The organism is Paenibacillus profundus, from assembly GCF_021369635.1.
GTDB classification, from domain to species: Bacteria; Bacillota; Bacilli; order Paenibacillales; family Paenibacillaceae; genus Paenibacillus_B; species Paenibacillus_B profundus.
Genome location: NZ_JAJNBZ010000002.1, coordinates 328217 through 345593, shown reverse-complemented (window position 1 = coordinate 345593; position 17377 = coordinate 328217). Strand labels below are relative to the sequence as shown.

Sequence of the window (17377 nt, the reverse complement as noted above, 5' to 3'; positions counted from 1 at the left end):
TACCCCTATCGCGCTAATGATGTCACATATATCCCGAACGGCTTGCACCGTCTCTTTTTTTATATGGAATGCTTGACACATAACTTTCGTACTGGTATACAAACTGATAGTAAGAAGAAAGCGGGTGAATCGCTGTGAAAAAACGCAAGCTGCTGCGAATCGGAAACAGTTACGGCCTTATTCTTCCCAAAGAAATTTTAAGCAAATTACATGCTCAATACGGGGATACATTCGAGATGGAAGTAAAGGAACAGACCGGGGAGCTAATCATTCGTAAAATAAGACATGCCGAGTCCGCCTATAGACCTACACCGACACGCCCTCCGTTAACGTCCTAATCTCTACGCATTTCCTAGATCCCCCATCCGCAATTCCAGATGATTCAAGACGTTTCCATGAGAACCACTCAACTTGGTTAGTCATTACCTATTATTCGGTGTAACCGGTTACCAGGCGATTGGATAAAAAATGGACGGATTACATAACTTAATCGTGACGCTGGAGCACGTGGTTACCCATGTCTTCAGCGTCCCATCGTTATCATTTCTGGAATGCTAAGGAGGACCACGCCATGGCCAAGCCGGATAACCGCGCAAACAACGCAGTGCGTCAACAGCATGTCATCGACAATACCGTACAGAAGCTGCATCAGACTGATCAGTATTTGTCAGAGCATGCCGATGAAATCAGTGTAACGGAACGAGAAGCGCTTCAAGCAAAAAATGAACGCCGCCGTTCCAGTATTGAAGGGTTGGCCGAAGAGCGCCGCGACGAAATCTCGGATGCTCAGTCGTAGTTCACACCGGATGAACACAGGAATGATACGTAAGTAGAGACGGATATACATCCTTGTCCTTCCCGGATGAACCGTGTCTGCTAAGATGAATCGGCACTTGCACCAAGTGAAGCCGCTCCGGCCCGATTCATAACAGAAGAGCCCGAAGCTAGCTTTGTCCGCTAAGCTTCGGGCTCTCATATTATCGAAATGAATATAACCGAAAAATTATTGCAAAAACTGCTCCAGCGTCGTTCCCTGCTTATAAATCTCTTCTGCAGCGTCCTTGCCTACATAGCGGATGTGCCAAGGCTCGTACACATAACCGGTAATGCCCTCCCCATCCTTCGGATAACGAATAATAAATCCGAATTCATGCGCATGCTCGGCGAGCCACTTCCCTTCTGTCGAATCACCGAACTCTTCTTCCAATACGTTATTTACGCTCGGACTGGACACGTCAATCGCCAACCCCGTCTGATGCTCGCTCGTTCCCGGAATGGCACTTACACGAGAGGCGTATTCTTCACCCTGCGTGTCCACATAGTGATTAAAGAGCGACTTCTGCCGCTTATAGGAACGATAACCGGATACCGCATTGAGCGTAATGCCATCCTGTTCCGCCTGGGCAAATAACGACTCTAATGCATCGGCTGCTTCCTTGCGGAGGTGCCGCTTCTCATGCTCTTCTGCAAAAGAGAACTTCACATTCGGTTCAACTAAATCAGATGGCTCGTATCCATCTGGCAAATAGCGTTGTTTGTTCACCACGACCATAGTGGAGTCCGCGTTCGTAACGACCGCTTTCCCATCCGTCTCTTCCGTCGTAGCCGCTAACGCATACTGGGATTTCATCTGGGCCACCGCATCCTGCTCCGTTTCGTTCGAAACGTTTTCTCCAGAATCGGTATCATTTTCATTTCCTTGTTCCTTATTTTGTGACGGCGTCAGTGCCGGATTAACCTGTTCTTGTCCGGATTGTGCAGAAGTTCCTTCCGCAGCTTTGTTGTCAGCCGCCTGACAGCCGCTGAGCAATATCGCCGTGCCCATAGCAAAGACGATACACTTGGCCGCCATTCCGTTCTGGCTCATGTCATATTCCCCTCTCCCAGTCTCGTATTGATAGACTGAGAGTCTATTATATCGTAATTCATAGTCTATTACGAATAGGCGCACAGCAATGATAAAACAACAATATTATCTATATTTGACTGCATATCTTGTAATAGAATCTATCAAAGGGAGGCGAGCTAATGAGCAACTGTATCGCAATCTCAGCTCCGCCGAAAGTAGATGCCGAATCCAGCAGCAGGAACAATTGCTCCATACAAATACACCTCCTCTAAATCGTTGCCTGCGATTTAGGGAGGTGTATTTCCATCGTCATTATACCGTAACGGCACCTTTATCGACAGAAGTGTCATGGCCATATTCGATGTCATCGTCCGCATCGCGATTGAATGCTTCACGGTCGAACTCTCCTTCGCTCTTTCCGACCAACAGAGAAGCTACCGTCGTTCCAGTCGCGTTCACTGCCGTGCGCGCCATATCGACAATAGCGTCTACACCAAGCACGAGCGCAAACCCCTCTAGCGGAAGTCCCGCTTGAACTAAGACAACCGTCGTCGAGATCGAAGCCGGGCCAGGTACGCCCGCAACACCGACAGAAGCGATTGTCGCTGCACCGATGATGAGCAAGTAATCGGCAATGTTCAAGTCGATGCCATACACGCGGGCGATGAACACGGCCACAATCGCTGGATAAATGCCCCCGCAGCCATTCATGTTAATCGTGGCACCGAGCGGAGCAACGAAGCTCGCAATTCGTTCGGACACCTTCATCCGCTTCGTAATGACTTCCAAATTCACTGGCAGCGTCGCATAGCTGCTGCGGGTCGTAAAGGCGACCGCCATCGTCGGATAAGCCTTCTTGAAGAAGCGAATCGGGTTGACGCGGGCACCGAAGGTGACCAGCGATCCGAACGTCACGATCATATGAATCAAGCACGCGACATACACCGCGATAATGAACCAAGCCAATTCTTTCAGCGTTGATAATCCATACTTGGCTGACATCGCCGTCATTAATCCGAGTACTCCATATGGTGTAAGCTTAATAACAAACTTCGTGACACGGAACATAATATGTGAAAAGGATTGGAAGAAGGCTCTCATCGGCTGTACCCTATCCGGATTGCGCAGCCCTTCTAACGTAATCGCAACTGCAATAAAGGCAGCGAAAATGATAACCGGAACTACTTTTCCCTGAGCCATCTCATTCACCGGATTGGACGGAACCAAGTCGAGCAGCACTTGCTTGAATGTCGGAATTTCGCGTTGTTCAAAGCTTTGCGCCGCTTCCGTACTTTGCGCGATGCCAGAGCCTGGGTCGATGACCAACGCCGTGCCGAGACCAATGACGGCGGCTATCGCGGTCGTAATAAGAAAGAGCGCAATGGTCTTCGTTCCGAGCTTCTTCAGCACGTTCGGGTCTTTGACCGAGGTGATGCTCGTAATAATGGTCGCAAAGACGAGCGGCATAACGACCATTTTAATGAGGCTGACATAGATTGATCCCAAAATGCTGATGTCCGCAGAAGCAGGTCCGAATATGGCTCCAAGCGTCAAACCGAATGCCATTGCCAGCAGCACTCGAAGTCCGAAGCCGACTTTCTGTTTAGCGAGCCACCAGAGTACGATAACGAGCAGCAATGCAGCTCCCCAACTCGCATAGACGTTCCAGTCCTGCAGAGTAATCCAAGATTGTTCCTTCATGGTTATGCCCCTCCGCATGTTTGTCTTATAATTCCTACTTGTTTAATAGGTATTATAGAAACGGGGACGGTTATCGTCAACCCTTTTTTTCGCGCTGACGCTTCCGTCGCCAATCAGGTCCTATTTTGTTTCATGGTTCACATTCAACCTTCTCAGAGATTCCCGCCGGCTAAGCGGCATCAGATCATGCTCCTCCACATAAGCCAGCACCTATTCCGAATTCGTCTTCGCATATTCACGCAGCACCCAACCAATTGCCTTCTGAAGAAAAAACTCCTTAGAGTTATGATGCGTCTCGATGGCCCGCCTAAGCAGACCGGTATCTGTCTTGCTTTTGTACTTAAGTTGGAACAAGATGCCCGTGCGGTTAAGCCACATGTTATCGGATGTTATCCAACGCTCGGCGCGCGCTGCCCAAGCGTCCGGGTAACGGCTCATCACTCCCCCCACCGTACATACATGTCGCCAATCCGTCTACGGTGTCCCACCACGAATTCGCCACGATAAAGCGCTCTATTCGATGTATATGTGATAAATCGAAAAACTTCACTCCGTCTTCGAGCAATCCCATCGCGATATAGGCAAACTCCCGTTCCTCCTGCACCCACAACTCCTCGGCCGCGTGTAATATTTCCTCGGCTGTTGTGGGCTTTTCCCAGTCACACATGCGGTACTGCATTATCGAAATAGAAAAAAGCCGTCTCACCGTCTTGAAAGACGAATGAGACAGCCCGTATATTATCGTTGTGGCATCATCGTTGACGTACAGCTGAGGCGGCGTTGAACACAGTTTGCTTATCTCCTTCATAAACGACGGCGGATTTCGCCTTGACGGTGTCATTTCCGTATACTGCATCCTTGTCCGAGAAATTGGCGACCACTTTCAGATCGGAGCCGTACTCTGCGGACTGCACCAACCGATCTGGGGACAGCACCTGGAACGCTGTCATCTCCTTCGTCGCAGCCTTGGCATGGAAGGGCGACCATACAGCCAAGTAATCTGTGATCATCTTTTTATGGCTCTCCCATTCTTCCTTATCGAGATGATAGAGCGGAGGCACGTTGTACAGCAACTCATACAGCATGCGTTCGGCGGCCTCGTCCTTAATTTTGAGACTGCCCCACTCCCAATGATGGGTCGTTATCACCGAATCGTTGTAGACTAGCTTGAACAGCGGCAATGTATACGCCGGGTCAACATAAACATGTTGATACAGCTCCTTGATCGGAACCTGCTTCGCATACCGTTCAGGAATGCCGCCCTGTGCTGACCAATATGCGCCTACATAATATGGGCTGTTCTTGTCTTCCCGCATATCCTTGTCGCTCCACTTAATGACCGGCGTCTCCAAGCCATGGGCAAAAGCGATAACCCTGCTTGCAAAGTCATTCCCGCCTTCTGAGCCGATGACCATATGCTTTTCCTTCGCGATATAATCCATCCGTTCGAGACGCGCATCCATATCCTGCTCCTGCGTCGTCACATGCCCTGGTGAATAGTCGTCATATATTTCCCCTGTCGCGTCACAATCGATGAACCAAGAGATATACATGATGCCGTCCTGCAAAATACTATCCACGCGCTGCTTCACGCTCGGAAGCGATAAGGTAGGATTCAGCTTGCGCCCCCGATTAAGGAAGCCGCCGATTTTTTTGCCTTTCTCGTTCGTGATGGTCGCTTGTTCATAGAGTGAGTTATCTGAAAAATAAGCCGTATTCCAATCTTTATTTTCCTGTTTCTGAATGGAGTGATAGGAATCGTACGGTCCAATCAAGTAACCTAGCTTGGCAGCCTTCTCGACAAAAGCCGGATTCATTAGCCCGTCTGCCCAGTTCGGCAGACCAATCCACGCCTTCGCAATTCCCGCTTGATGCATGTCCTCCACCAGCTCCGTCGAATGGTCACGCCCCCACTCCGAAGGATCGTCGACCGCATCCTGGAATGCGCTCTTCAGCAGGTTCTTGTTGAACGCATACAGCTTCTGCTCACTCAGCTTGTCCACGCCATCGGCAATTGTCTTAAGCAACGCAGCATCTGCCGACTGACACCGGTCGGGACGGTACAGCTGCTCCAGCTTTATCACCTGATTCAGCGCCTTCACGATGACACGCTTGTGATAGGCGTTCAGCGACTCCTTCTTCACCTCTTGCAGCACACTGTTCAACTCCTGCGCGCCATCCTCGGTGTAACGATCCGCGAGTACCGCAATCCACGTCCAGATCGGGTCATTCAGCTTCTTTTTCATCGCTTGCCAACGAATGTTGCTATCCGTCAGCAACTGATTGTTCCACATATAAATATGCGGCGCCCCGTACAGCTTCTTGATTTCTGGATTGTCCTGCGCCTTCTCGGCCAGCGTCTTGAAGCCCTGCTTCTCCTGCACATACCCCCGGTACAGCTTCGCTATAGCGACAGGATCATTGTTCGTCACATAGAGCCTGAACCCATATTCCTTTTTCGGATTAATGGAAGGAAACTCATGGGAGAACGTCATGCCAATGTTCGATTCTGTGTCGAACGAGACCTCGTTGTTGAACGGATTCTCGACTATATAGAGGAGCGCGTAATGCTTCATATTCATGGCCATAAAGTTCATCGAGAACGACTCGCTCCACGTGAACGTCTCATCCTGCAAAAATTGCTTCCAATTCGGGTCGCTGCTCGGAATTCGTTTGCCTTCCCACATCGGGAGCATATAGCTGTCCGCCTGTACGGTTGGCCATGCGAATTGTTCCGCACCAATCGATTGAATGCGAATGTTGAGATAGTCCTCCTTTTTTTCGATGATTACCTTCACCTGTTCTTCGGGATACGTCCATTCCATGCGATTGGCTTCTTTCTTCAATTCGGTGAAGTTGCGCCGCTTCATGGGCACGGACGCATGCTCCTTCAATCCGTCTCTGTCGATCACGATATCGAACGTTGCCGGGTCCACCTCATACGTAAAGTCGCTGTGAGGCGCCTTGACCGTCTTCGCAATCTGCGAAGCTGCCTCTGCCTTAACGGCTTCCTGTCCGCTGCAGCCGGTGAATATACTCAAAGCCATGACGGCCGCCAATATGGATAGTAATGTTTTTCTCATGTGTGCATGCCTCCTGTACTGATACTGAATGCATGCATCATCATAGCCGTTCTCTGTTACGCCAATGTGACAGGAAGAGTAAAATAAAATTCAATCATGCCTTCCGAAGCGCGGACACCGTATAGCGCATCGTGCTTCTGCATAATGGTTCTGACGAGCGACAGGCCGAGTCCGGTTCCGCTCAGCTGCTTGCTGCGTGATCGTTCCGCCACGCTGAACGGCTCCCAGATTCGCTCCAGCTCAGCTTCGCTCCACTCGCCGGTGCTGTTTTGGATACTGAATGTGAAGCGTGAGTCCTGCAGCCGCACCGTAATGTGAATATCCGTGCCTGAAGCATATTTGATCGCATTCGTAATCAAGTTGTTCAGCACGATCTCTATTTTGGCGCGATCGGCTATTACGTGCACCTGGCGTATGCCGCCGTCGTCTACTGCAACCGTCAAGCCTTGCTGCGTCATGGCTGCACGGTATTTGCTTACCGTCTCTGCCAACAGCTCCATAAAATCAAATGAAGTCATTTGATAGGTCTCGGCTTGAAGTCTGGACAGCTCTAACAAGCGCTCCACGAGCCGTGTCATATCGTCAGCCTGATTCTCGATTACCGTGGTGTAGGTTCCATCGTCTAAACCATCCTTTATGCCTGCCGCATATGCCTTGATTAGCGCGAGCGGTGTTTTGAGCTCATGCGAGATGTCGGAGATGAAGCCACGCAGATTCTCATTGCGGCTGTGCAGCTCCCGATGCGCCCGCTCCAGCTTGTCGCTCATCGCATTGACACTTGCCGCTAACGATTCAATCTCGTCACCGGTCTGGATATCAGCCTTGCGGAACGATAACTCGGCAATATCCTCGGCCGTCTCCTTCAGCTCGGCAAGTGGCCGAAGAATCCGCCTTGCCGACCAGGCTGACAGCAGCAAGGTCACGAGCAGCGCCCCGGCAGAGATGAACAAGGCGAACCGATTGACGATCTGGAGCGTCTCATCGGAATGGGCGACCGACTCCCCTATCGCGTACAGCTCGTTCTCCTTATTCATGAACGTGACGAGAAAGCTCGATTTCAGCTTCGCTTGACTGTATATTTTGTGAACCATTTCTTGCTGCGCTAGCTTCGCCACATTGTCATCCGTAATCCAGAACTTGCTGAGCGTAATGCCTTTGCGGCCGAGCGCAAGCTTTACATTTTCATTCAGCTCGTCAATATGCATCATGAACGGGACATGCACGATCGTTACACCATAAGCTTGTTCCAGCCGTCGGATATCTGACAACAGTTCATTTCCTTCCATCTTATCGAGCATCGCCGTCAGCTCAGCTATGTTGGCCTTCTTCTGATGCAAATAATATTTGGGCAGCAAAAACGTATTGGCCAGATAGGTCAGCACCACCACCAGGCCAACGATGAGTGAAAAGCGGACAAATAGCTTGCGGCTCAGCTTATTCATCGTCTTCCATCGTCTCCTTGGGCACCTCGAGACTGTATCCCACTCCACGATGCGTCTTGATGAAATGCTCTCCTATCTTCTCGCGCAGCCTGCGTATGTGGGTGTCGACCGTACGGTCATCGCCGAAGTAATCGAAGCCCCATACTTGGTCAAGCAAGGTTTGCCGCGTTAAAATACGGCCTTTGTGCTCGATAAACGTCTTCAAAAGCAGGAACTCCTTGTTCGTCGCTTGAATGTCCCTTCCGTTCTTGTATATTTTGTAACCCTGCATGTCTACGGTCAGATTGCCTAAGCGGACGCCGTCCTCGACTTGAAGCAGCTTTTTGGCCCGCAGCATCAGAATGCGCGGATCGAACGGCTTGCGCACATAGTCGTCCGCCCCGGACTGCAGCGCTTTAAGCTCATCTTCCGTCTCACCTTTGGCTGTAAGCAGCAGCACCTTCGCGCCTCTGCGCTGCTTCATCTCCTTGCATATGTCAATGCCGCTCACCTTCGGCATCATCCAATCGAGAACAGCCAAATCGATAGCTTCGCTGTAGAACACGTTCAACGCGGCCTCGCCGTCTGCGGCAATATAAGTCCGGAAGCCTTCCCGGTCGAAATATGCTTTTATAATGTTCAACATATGCGGCTCGTCATCCGCAATCAATATGTTCATCTAGTATCTCCTTGCTGTGTAGATGGCAATATGGATTTATGAATCCCATTTTATTTATGATACAAGAATTCATAGAGAATCCCAAACCGAACACAAACAAAAAGACAGCCGACATATCGTTCTGCTGTCCACGCAACCTTTATTCGTCGTAATCCAGGATAGGAAGGAGTATTCTGGTAGATTAGACACCGGATCGGACCAAGGTTATATTGAAATAAATGGAATTCATTGCGTGTTAGATATCCTAGGATTAGCCCCCTTAATCATTAACCATATTGAATACATTGACTCTTCTTCATGAACGAAATATTCTGTTCGTGCAATCACGCTTCAGACGTACGGTGCTCCACTTCATCCGCCCCTTTGCTTCATTCTCCCCATCCTTCAGGGGGCCGCACACTCAACGACGACTCTAGTTATCTGTCATTATGAGCGACCTCTGCCTGGCATGGTATATACGAATCGGCAGGGAGCTCGTCCCCCTCGTCATCCCTCCTGACGATTTGGGAGAATGGACATAAGGACCATTTGCTTAGTACCCGACAATCTATTCTCATTCGAAGAGGAAAGGGGCTGCCATTCTGAATGCCATTCATTACGCAATCTGAATCATGGGGAGAGTGAACAAAAGGGGGAATCGAACAGGGTTGAGGAACCACGAATGCTAGTTTGGAGATGCGCAATGAAATGCGCAAACAGAAGAGGGAATCCGAGCATTCAGGTCCACACCGATTGACCGGGCTACGGATTTAGTCGGCTCATCCACACTCATTCCACAGCAAGCGATGAATATAGCCAGATCCACGTTACAAAATACAGTCCACATACCGCTTAGCCGTTCAATCAGTATGTGGACTGTATAGATCGCTCATTTGAAATGTTCCGTAAGCGAGCCCAGCGGCGGATTGAAATCTTCGCCGAATAGTTCGAAATAGACGGTGTCGCCGATGCGCTCAACGACACGTGTGCCTGCTATCGTGGACTGATACGTCTTATAGCAGGCCAGAGCGCGCTCCATCGCGTCGATATCGGCGGCGCTAAGCTTCTGCACGACATCGATACGCTCGGGCGCCGACAGCTTGAAGCGGAACGTGCCGTCCGCGTTCATGCTCGCTCCGCCCGGATCGGGCATCGCGAGGAATGCGAGGCGCTTCAGCGGCGCCGCCCCTTCGTCGCGCAGCTCCAGGAAGACGCGCTTCACGGCCGCATGCGTGACGAGATGATCGTGGAAGCCGCTCATGCCATGAACGGCGTAGGTGACCACGACGTCCGGCTGGAGGCGACGAATGGCGTCAGCCGCCGCGCGCTCGACGATGCGGGGATCGATGTCCTGCAGCCCGCTGTCGGGCAGGTCGAGCACCGTCATCTCCGTCAAGTCGAGCGTCTTCGCCACCTCGATCATTTCCCGGTAGCGGATCTCGCCCATCTCTTCGATAGTGAGGCCGAGCTTGTGGCGCTGCGAGGTGGCGCCGCCCTTCGTCAAGGTGAGCAAGTACACTTCATGCCCCGCTTGGCGCTGGGCATGAATTGGGCCTGCCGGACCGAACGATTCATCGTCGGGGTGAGGGAATATATACAGAATCTTCGCCATGCATCATCATCTCCTTCACCCCTAGTATAAACGTTTGCCACGCATTAGGAAGCGGCAATCCGCAGCCTACGCGCTGGACTGTCAGCGCCATGATCGAACAGTGGCCCCTACGCAACGTAGAGGCCACATGCATTAAAAAAAGTTATTTTTTCAAATTGTCCCAAGCTTTTTGGAAGTCGTCCAGCATCTTGCCATTGTCCGACTTGCCTGCGATGTAAGCCTGGATGGCATTACCGAACTCTTGCGTGGCGCCGTCCGGATATTTGAACCAGTTCCAGCTAAGCACCTTGTTCTCTTGGCTGTACTTCATCACATCAGCCGCAATATCGCCGAGATCGTCTGCTGTCGCCGTAATCGTCGTCATCGCCGGAATGAATTTGAACTGCTTCGCAATATATTCCTTACCGATGTCGGAAGTGACCATCCAATTCAGGAATGTCTTCGCTTCCTCTTTCACCTTCGAATTTTTGTTCACGACCCAGTTGTTCGGAACGCCGACCAAAAGCTTGTCGTTCTTCGCGGCATCCTCATCAATCGGCATTGGCAGCACACCCAAATTCAAGTCAGGATTAATGCCATCGATTTGCACCTGCGTCCAGTTGCCTTGCTGCATCATCGCCGTTTCGCCTTTTGCGAACAGTGTAACTTGCGTATTATAGTCTGTCGTGAGCGGATTTTTGTTACCGTATTTAGCGGTCAAATCAAGCATTTTCACCCAATTTTCAAATTCTGCATTCCCTTTGAACTTCGCGCTTCCATCATTCAAGCCCTGGATGAAGGCATTCGGATCCGGTTGTTGTTGCGCAAAAGCCACGTTCAAGGTGTGGATACCTAGAATCCACCATTCCTGATACCCGTTCGCGAACGGTGTGATGCCAGCGTCCTGCAGCTTCTTCGCTGCTGCATCCAGCTGCGACAACGTCTTTGGCAGCTCCGTAATTCCAGCTTTTTGGAATAAATCTTTATTATAAATGAAGCCATAGCCTTCCAGGTTCATCGGCATGCCGTACAGCTTTCCATCCTTCGTCATCGGTTCTTTCGCGAGCGGAATGACATCCTTGACCCACGCCTCGCCCGACATGTCTTCCAAGTGCTCCATCCACGTCTCCATCTCTTGGAAACCGCCGTTATTGAAAATGTCCGGCGCGTCATTGGCCGCGAATTTAGCTTTCAGCGCTGCGCCATAATCGGCACCGCCGCCGACAGTCTGAATGTCCAGCTTAATATTCGGATGCTCTTTCTCAAATTCCGCCTTCAAGCGGTTAAGCGCCTCTGCGATTTCAACTTTGAACTGAAATATTTTAACTGTTTTGACTTCCTGTTTTCCTTTATCACCGTCTGCCGAACCCGTTGCATCACTAGAGCTGCTTTCCTTGGATCCGCAGCCCGCCAGCATGACGGATACTGCCAACAGCATAAGCATTGACCATTTTGCCATTCGTTTCATTCGAAAGACCTCCCTATCTGTGTACGTAACGATGTTGCTTCATTGTTGACATGCTAATCTTCTGATTCTGACATTATTTTCGGAACGCTGCATTCTTTCTTTGAACATTCCTTTTCTTCTATTGTGTTACAAGCTCAGTATAGCTTCCTTCGTGCAAACGTTTACACCGAGAGAATTGACCGAACAGGTGGAATTCATTGACCTCTGCAGCCACCTGTTCGAATGTGTACATCTTATTATCCTTTCACAGAGCCTGCCGTAATCCCTTCGATAATATATTTCTGCATCGCGAGGAAGAAGGCGACGATCGGAGCAATTCCAAGTACGAGCGCTGGCAGCGCCAAGTCCCACTGCTTCGTATATTGTCCGAAGAATGCGTATGTCGCGAGCGGAATCGTGCGATGCTCTGCGCTTTGCAGCACCAAGGACGGCAGCAGATAGTCGTTCCAAATCCATAAGCTGTTCAGGATGACGACCGTGACGAACATAGGCTTCAAAAGCGGAAACACGACGCGCCAGAATACGGCATACGGCGAGCATCCGTCCACTACCGCCGCTTCCTCAATTTCTACTGGCACAGATTTCACAAATCCGTGGAAGAGGAAGATCGAGAGCGGAGCGCCAAAGCCAAGGTAACAAATAATAAGTCCGCCAATGCTGTCCGTCAAGTGAATCATTCCCGTAACTTTCACAAGCGGAATCATAATCGATTGAAACGGAATGACCATCGCGGCGACAAAAATCATGAACAGCGCCTTATTAAATCGACTGTTGTGACGAACCATACGGTAAGCGGCCATCGCACTCAAGAGCGCAATTAGCAAAATACTTGCGGCCGTAATGATAAACGAATTCGAGAACGCCTGCGGGAACTTCGTAATCTCCCACGCCCGCTGGTAGTTGCTCCATTCGAACGCGGCCGGCCAGTTGGCGGCGTTCGACAGCAGATCGCCGAACGACTTCACCGAGTTCACAAGCAGGAAGTAGAACGGAACGAGAAAGACTAATCCGACGATAATCATGACAACTTCCGTAACAAACGTGCGGCCGCCGTATTTTTTTCCTGATTCCATTACACCTCCACCTCCTTGCTCTTCGTGATGCGTACTTGGATAAGCGTAATGACAGCGACGATGATAAAGAATAAGAACGCTTTCGCCGTGCCGAGACCGTAGCGGTTATTTTGGAAAGCTTCTAAGTAAATGTTCAACGCGACCGATTCCGTCGACTTGAACGGTCCGCCCTTCGTGAGCGACAAGTTCAGGTCGAACATTTTAAAGGACCACGAAATAGCCAAGAATAAACATACCGTCACTGCCGGCATGATGAGCGGAACGATAACGTGACGCAGCACCTGCCCACGGGTCGCGCCATCGATCTCCGCGGCCTCCATAACATCCTTCGGCACGTTCGTCATCGCGGCGATGTAAATAACCATCAGGTAGCCGGCCGTCTGCCAGACGAACACGATGATGATGCCCCAGAAGGCGGTAATCTCATCACCGAGCCATGGAAGGTTGAAGAACCCAATTCCCGTTGCATCGCCGATGGCTGAGAAGCCTTTGACGAAGATGAACTGCCAGATGAACCCGAGCAAGAGACCGCCGATTACGTTCGGCATAAAAAATATAGTCCGCAGCGCGTTGCGCAGCTTGAGCGGCTTGGTGAGCACATATGCGAGGCCGAAGCCGAGCAGGTTCGTCAGCACGACGCCCACAATCGTAAATTTGGTCGTAAACCAGAAGGCCGGAAAAAAATCCGAGTCTTTTGCAAAAATTTGTGTAAAGTTATCCAATCCGACCCAAGCAACTGTACCCGATACCCCATTCCAATCGGTGAAGGAATAGTACATGCCAAGCAGGAACGGAATGACGACAATTAGTGTAAAAAAGAATGTCGCCGGTCCGATGAAAAAGAGCTGCTGTCCGACTTGTGACCATGCTTTGCGCGACATCCGACTCTCCCCTTTGCGTGTAAAGTTAAGTGTTTGTACATTCAGTATGGGGTTTTATGAAAGCGGTTGCCACTGATGCTGGTGAACGAAAAGGTGGAATATATTGACCTGACCCTGAGGAAAAAGGTACACTTTGAACCGGAGGCGACGTTGTTATGCGATGGAATAGTATTCGGACTAAGCTCATTACATTTATGCTGATTGCAACGATCGTCCCTACGGTAGCGACGATGATCATTTCCTACAGCTACACGACGGACTCGCTGAAAAAACGCGCCATACAAGAAAATCATCAGTTGATTTTCCAAGGTAAGACCAATCTTGCGAACTTCCTCGAAAATATAAATCGCGCTTCGCTGATGGTCTATACCGATTTTGAATTTTTTCGCCAGTTAAGCCGGGGATACGACGATTACACGTTCGAATCCTATTCGTATATCACCTTGCAAAATATTGCGGCTTCCATGCGCGACATCTGGCAGGTGTACTTGTACCGCAACGAGGTCAAGCGCGCCACGCTCGTCATTCAGAACGTGCCCCGCCGCTTGCATGACGAGGAGCCGAATGGTTCGGCGCTGGAATATACGCGCGACGGCGACGGCATCGGCATGCAGCCGACACATTTGAGCCAGACTTATGGCTTCGCCACTTCTCCCTATTATTTTCCAAGTGTGCAGGTGTTTTCTTTGCATCGGAAAATTTACCGCGTCCCGTCCAAGGAAGAGATCGGGCTCTTGTCCATCGATGTGAAGCTCGATGCGCTCGCCGCAATTATCGATCAGTTGTACCAACGGGACAAAGAGCACATTTATTTGCTAAATGATGACGGAAACGTGTTCTATTCCGATGATCGCAGGCTCATCGGACAGCGTCTCCATGAAGGCTGGTATACTTCTTCCCATTTTCAGAGCAATGGAAACGGTCATTTTGAAAAAGATGACGCTATTTTCATACATGAACGCATTGATACACCGATCGCCAACTGGACGCTGGTCAAGCAAATACCGAAATCGTATCTGCTGCGGGAGGCTAACCGCGCCGCGGTCATTAATATGATGCTCATCGCCCTGTCGCTCGTCGTCATTATCGCGGCCACCATCATCGTCTCACTGCGGATTACGAAGCCGATTAGCCAGCTTGTCCGCTACATCAATCAGGTTCAGACCGGGAACTTGCGTGTGGACATCCAGCCGGTCAGCAATGACGAAATCGGCGTCGTCTCGAAGCGGTTCCGCAATATGATGGACATGATTAACAATCTCATACTGCGCGAATATCAGCTTGAGATTGCCAATAAGACGAACCAGCTCAAGGCGCTGCAGGCGCAGATTAACCCGCATTTTATGAACAATGCGCTGCAATCGATTGGCACACAGGCGCTGCAGTTGAACGCACCTCACATCTACAAGCTGGTGACAGCACTGGCGAAGATGATGCGCTACAGCATGTATACCGATCAGAGCACCGCCACCCTGCACGAGGAAATCGAGCATGTGAAGGCTTACTTGCAGCTGCAGGCGCAACGGTTCGAGAACACCTTCGATGCCGCCTACGAGAATGAAGCGGCTACCTTGAACGTTCTCGTGCCCAAGATGACTCTGCAGCCGCTCGTCGAGAATTATTTCAAGCATGGGCTCGACCGCGGATTGACAAGCGGGAAGCTCATTGTTCGCAGCCGCTTTATCGATGAACCGGACGGGCTTATCGAAATTACCGTGGAGGATAACGGACGCGGCATGCCGCTTCAGCACCGGATTAAGCTCAACGAGAAGCTGCGGGAACTGTACCCTGAACAGCCCGGTGTCTCGACGACACACGTGTTGTCACGCAACGATTTCGTGACAGGGGAAGCCTCCTCCGGAATCGGACTTGTGAATGTGCTCACCCGGCTCAAGCTGTTCAGCGGCGGAAATGCCAACATGCATGTGGAAGCTGTGGAGCCGCAAGGCACCCGCATCGTCATACAAATGAAGGTGGAGCGTGATAACAATGAAGGCATTGATTGTTGACGACGAGAAGCATGTCCGTGACGCCATCAGGCTGCTTGTGGAATGGGATGCGCACGGCATCGACCATCTTTATGAAGCAGCCGACGGGCAACAGGCCGTGGAGCTGCTCTCTGCGCATAAGCCGCAAATCGTCATGACAGACATGATGATGCCCAATATGAGCGGCAGCGCCTTAATGGAGTGGATTAGCCAACATTCCCCTACAAGCAAGCTAATTGCGATAAGCGGGCATGATGATTTTGCGCTGGTGCGGCACACGATGCAGCACGGAGGAATGGACTATATACTGAAGCCGATCGATCCCGACACAATCAATGCAGCTGTAGCCAAAGCGGTCGCCGCCTGGCTTCAGGAGGAGAAAGAGCGGGCTGCGCGTCACCAGCAGCGAATGCAGGTGAACGAATTCAAGCCTCTCCTGTCGGAGAAGCTGTGGTCGAGCCTGCTCGATGATCCTTCCGTCTATGAGGCCAATATGCGCCGGCTTGAATTGGAGTTCGGCTTGCCGGCTGGCATAGATGAAGTGCGGATCACTGTTGCGGTGATTAATGTATGCCATCCGACGTTCCGCCATAAATTCGGCGATAACCGCCAGCTGCTGTATTACTCCCTGCTCAATATCGCCAACGAGATCGTGAATCGTGGTGCGCAATCGCGTGGCGCCGCCTTCCGCTATGCCAGTGCACCGAACGAGCTGGTGCTCGTCATGTGGAAGCAGGCGGACGAGCTTGAAGCGGTGCTGCACCAGATGAACGAAGGCTTGCAGCAGACGATGCAGCGCAACCTGCATTTCGGCGTAAGCGAGAAGGTGGCCTTTCCAGCCGGAATGCAGGACGCTTATGCCAGAGCCAAGGCCGCGCTGGCACAGCGCAACCTGCTCGAACGCGGCTCACATATTCATGCTGCGCGGGAACTCGCTGCGCCGGAAGAAGCTGGCGCTTCCGCTGCGAGCAAAGCCGTGCGGCTCTCGTCTTATGACGAGGCATGGAAGCTGGCCGTACAGAGCGGCCACGCCGAGCAATTGAAGAGCGCCGTCCGCCGCTGGGTGGATGCCGCGCGCTCCCTGCAAGCGGTAACGCCGCATATGCTGCAAGCTTGGTTGAAGGAATGGGGGGCGTTCCGTATGCGCATTGCGCAAGAGGTGGCCCCCGATGCCGCGGATCAGATTATCGCGCAGCTGACGCAGCATGATTCGTTGACCGAAATCGATTGCACGGAGGAGTTGCAGTGGGACGTATGGGAAGACGCCTGGCAGACAGCGTTGACGGAGCTGTCTACGGCCCTGCTCAGCCATCAAGGACAGGAGCAGCACATTATTTTTGACATCGCCAAATATATCGAACAGCATTATCATGAGGAGCTGTCTCTGCAGGATATGGCTGGGCGCTTCTATGTGAGCCGCGAATATATTTCGCGCAAATTCAAGCAGCAGTTTGGCATCAACCTATCGGATTATGTAACGCAAATTCGATTAGAGAAGGCGAAAATGCTGCTGTTGAACCCGCACCTTCGGATCGTGCATGTCGCCGAAATGGTCGGCTATCAGGATGAGAAATATTTCAGCAAAGTGTTCAAAAAAGTGATGGGCGTATCGCCGAATGCCTATCGAAAGCGGCAATCTGAGCTATAATGCAGAAGAAAAATGC

At 51.1% G+C, this 17377-nt stretch carries 16 protein-coding genes; 4 read left to right on the top strand and 12 right to left on the bottom strand.

Features of this window, described 5'->3' with window-relative positions; translation table 11 throughout:
- Positions 1-134: 134 nt before the first annotated feature.
- Together LQV63_RS04475 and LQV63_RS04470 are read left to right on the top strand one after the other, a co-directional pair.
- On the top strand, positions 135-338 hold the full coding sequence (locus LQV63_RS04475; protein WP_019420039.1) for an AbrB/MazE/SpoVT family DNA-binding domain-containing protein: 204 nt from the start codon (positions 135-137) through the stop codon (positions 336-338).
- A gap of 233 nt (positions 339-571) precedes the next feature.
- Positions 572-796: a small acid-soluble spore protein Tlp gene (locus LQV63_RS04470; RefSeq protein ID WP_019420040.1), complete on the top strand. Its 225-nt coding sequence runs from the start codon at positions 572-574 to the stop codon at positions 794-796.
- A 207-nt stretch (positions 797-1003) separates the two neighbouring features.
- On the opposite strand, the gene LQV63_RS04465 is transcribed toward LQV63_RS04470, so the two are convergent.
- The 12 genes from LQV63_RS04465 to LQV63_RS04420 all read right to left on the bottom strand — a co-directional run bounded on the left by LQV63_RS04465 (position 1004) and on the right by LQV63_RS04420 (position 13725).
- Positions 1004-1867 (bottom strand): M15 family metallopeptidase, encoded by an 864-nt coding sequence (locus LQV63_RS04465; RefSeq protein ID WP_019420041.1) that lies wholly within the window; start codon positions 1865-1867, stop codon positions 1004-1006.
- 109 nt (positions 1868-1976) lie between these two features.
- Entirely contained in the window at positions 1977-2102 is a 126-nt protein-coding gene (locus tag LQV63_RS31310) for a hypothetical protein (protein ID WP_267933881.1), read from the bottom strand.
- Between the two features lie 59 nt (positions 2103-2161).
- The gene (locus LQV63_RS04460) at positions 2162-3550 is read right to left on the bottom strand and encodes a dicarboxylate/amino acid:cation symporter (protein WP_233695810.1); all 1389 of its coding nucleotides are present in this window, start codon (positions 3548-3550) and stop codon (positions 2162-2164) included.
- 210 nt (positions 3551-3760) lie between these two features.
- Positions 3761-3988 carry a DNA alkylation repair protein gene (locus LQV63_RS31305; protein ID WP_267933880.1) on the bottom strand — a complete coding sequence of 76 codons (228 nt, stop codon included), beginning with the start codon at positions 3986-3988 and terminating at the stop codon, positions 3761-3763.
- The gene (locus LQV63_RS31300; RefSeq protein ID WP_267933879.1) at positions 3930-4217 is read right to left on the bottom strand and encodes a DNA alkylation repair protein; all 288 of its coding nucleotides are present in this window, start codon (positions 4215-4217) and stop codon (positions 3930-3932) included. The genes LQV63_RS31305 and LQV63_RS31300 overlap by 59 nt, the downstream gene beginning before the upstream one ends.
- 85 nt (positions 4218-4302) lie before the next feature.
- Entirely contained in the window at positions 4303-6633 is a 2331-nt protein-coding gene (locus LQV63_RS04450; protein WP_233695809.1) for a glycoside hydrolase, read from the bottom strand.
- A 56-nt stretch (positions 6634-6689) separates the two neighbouring features.
- Positions 6690-8075: a sensor histidine kinase gene (locus LQV63_RS04445; RefSeq protein ID WP_233695808.1), complete on the bottom strand. Its 1386-nt coding sequence runs from the start codon at positions 8073-8075 to the stop codon at positions 6690-6692.
- Positions 8068-8733, bottom strand: a complete 666-nt coding sequence (locus LQV63_RS04440; protein WP_233695807.1) for a response regulator transcription factor — start codon at positions 8731-8733, stop codon at positions 8068-8070. Before LQV63_RS04440 ends, LQV63_RS04445 begins: the two co-directional genes overlap by 8 nt.
- Positions 8734-9601: 868 nt before the next feature.
- A complete protein-coding gene (locus LQV63_RS04435; protein WP_233695806.1) occupies positions 9602-10324 on the bottom strand; it encodes a PIG-L deacetylase family protein in 723 nt (240 codons plus the stop codon).
- A gap of 142 nt (positions 10325-10466) precedes the next feature.
- Positions 10467-11771 carry an ABC transporter substrate-binding protein gene (locus LQV63_RS04430; protein WP_019420049.1) on the bottom strand — a complete coding sequence of 435 codons (1305 nt, stop codon included), beginning with the start codon at positions 11769-11771 and terminating at the stop codon, positions 10467-10469.
- 236 nt (positions 11772-12007) lie between these two features.
- On the bottom strand, positions 12008-12844 hold the full coding sequence (locus tag LQV63_RS04425; protein ID WP_233695805.1) for a carbohydrate ABC transporter permease: 837 nt from the start codon (positions 12842-12844) through the stop codon (positions 12008-12010).
- A complete protein-coding gene (locus tag LQV63_RS04420; protein ID WP_233695804.1) occupies positions 12844-13725 on the bottom strand; it encodes a carbohydrate ABC transporter permease in 882 nt (293 codons plus the stop codon). The genes LQV63_RS04425 and LQV63_RS04420 overlap by 1 nt, the downstream gene beginning before the upstream one ends.
- A 155-nt stretch (positions 13726-13880) precedes the next feature.
- Between LQV63_RS04420 and LQV63_RS04415 the strand changes: the two genes are divergently transcribed.
- Together LQV63_RS04415 and LQV63_RS04410 are read left to right on the top strand one after the other, a co-directional pair.
- Positions 13881-15734, top strand: coding sequence for a sensor histidine kinase (locus LQV63_RS04415; RefSeq protein WP_233695803.1), 1854 nt, complete (start codon positions 13881-13883; stop codon positions 15732-15734).
- Complete coding sequence (locus LQV63_RS04410) at positions 15715-17361, top strand: response regulator transcription factor (protein ID WP_233695802.1); 1647 nt, start codon at positions 15715-15717, stop codon at positions 17359-17361. The genes LQV63_RS04415 and LQV63_RS04410 overlap by 20 nt, the downstream gene beginning before the upstream one ends.
- Positions 17362-17377 lie beyond the last annotated feature (16 nt).

What these genes read in the sequence shown, in the direction of transcription:
- LQV63_RS04470 (WP_019420040.1), top strand. Translation starts at nt 572, where the DNA reads ATGGCCAAGCCGGATAACCGCGCAAACAACGCAGTGCGTCAACAGCAT.
- LQV63_RS04465 (WP_019420041.1), bottom strand. Translation starts at nt 1,867, where the DNA reads ATGAGCCAGAACGGAATGGCGGCCAAGTGTATCGTCTTTGCTATGGGC.
- LQV63_RS31310 (WP_267933881.1), bottom strand. Translation starts at nt 2,102, where the DNA reads ATGGAGCAATTGTTCCTGCTGCTGGATTCGGCATCTACTTTCGGCGGA.
- LQV63_RS04460 (WP_233695810.1), bottom strand. Translation starts at nt 3,550, where the DNA reads ATGAAGGAACAATCTTGGATTACTCTGCAGGACTGGAACGTCTATGCG.
- LQV63_RS31305 (WP_267933880.1), bottom strand. Translation starts at nt 3,988, where the DNA reads ATGAGCCGTTACCCGGACGCTTGGGCAGCGCGCGCCGAGCGTTGGATA.
- LQV63_RS31300 (WP_267933879.1), bottom strand. Translation starts at nt 4,217, where the DNA reads ATGTGTGACTGGGAAAAGCCCACAACAGCCGAGGAAATATTACACGCG.
- LQV63_RS04450 (WP_233695809.1), bottom strand. Translation starts at nt 6,633, where the DNA reads ATGAGAAAAACATTACTATCCATATTGGCGGCCGTCATGGCTTTGAGT.
- LQV63_RS04445 (WP_233695808.1), bottom strand. Translation starts at nt 8,075, where the DNA reads ATGAATAAGCTGAGCCGCAAGCTATTTGTCCGCTTTTCACTCATCGTT.
- LQV63_RS04440 (WP_233695807.1), bottom strand. Translation starts at nt 8,733, where the DNA reads ATGAACATATTGATTGCGGATGACGAGCCGCATATGTTGAACATTATA.
- LQV63_RS04435 (WP_233695806.1), bottom strand. Translation starts at nt 10,324, where the DNA reads ATGGCGAAGATTCTGTATATATTCCCTCACCCCGACGATGAATCGTTC.
- LQV63_RS04430 (WP_019420049.1), bottom strand. Translation starts at nt 11,771, where the DNA reads ATGAAACGAATGGCAAAATGGTCAATGCTTATGCTGTTGGCAGTATCC.
- LQV63_RS04425 (WP_233695805.1), bottom strand. Translation starts at nt 12,844, where the DNA reads ATGGAATCAGGAAAAAAATACGGCGGCCGCACGTTTGTTACGGAAGTT.
- LQV63_RS04420 (WP_233695804.1), bottom strand. Translation starts at nt 13,725, where the DNA reads ATGTCGCGCAAAGCATGGTCACAAGTCGGACAGCAGCTCTTTTTCATC.
- LQV63_RS04415 (WP_233695803.1), top strand. Translation starts at nt 13,881, where the DNA reads ATGCGATGGAATAGTATTCGGACTAAGCTCATTACATTTATGCTGATT.
- LQV63_RS04410 (WP_233695802.1), top strand. Translation starts at nt 15,715, where the DNA reads ATGAAGGCATTGATTGTTGACGACGAGAAGCATGTCCGTGACGCCATC.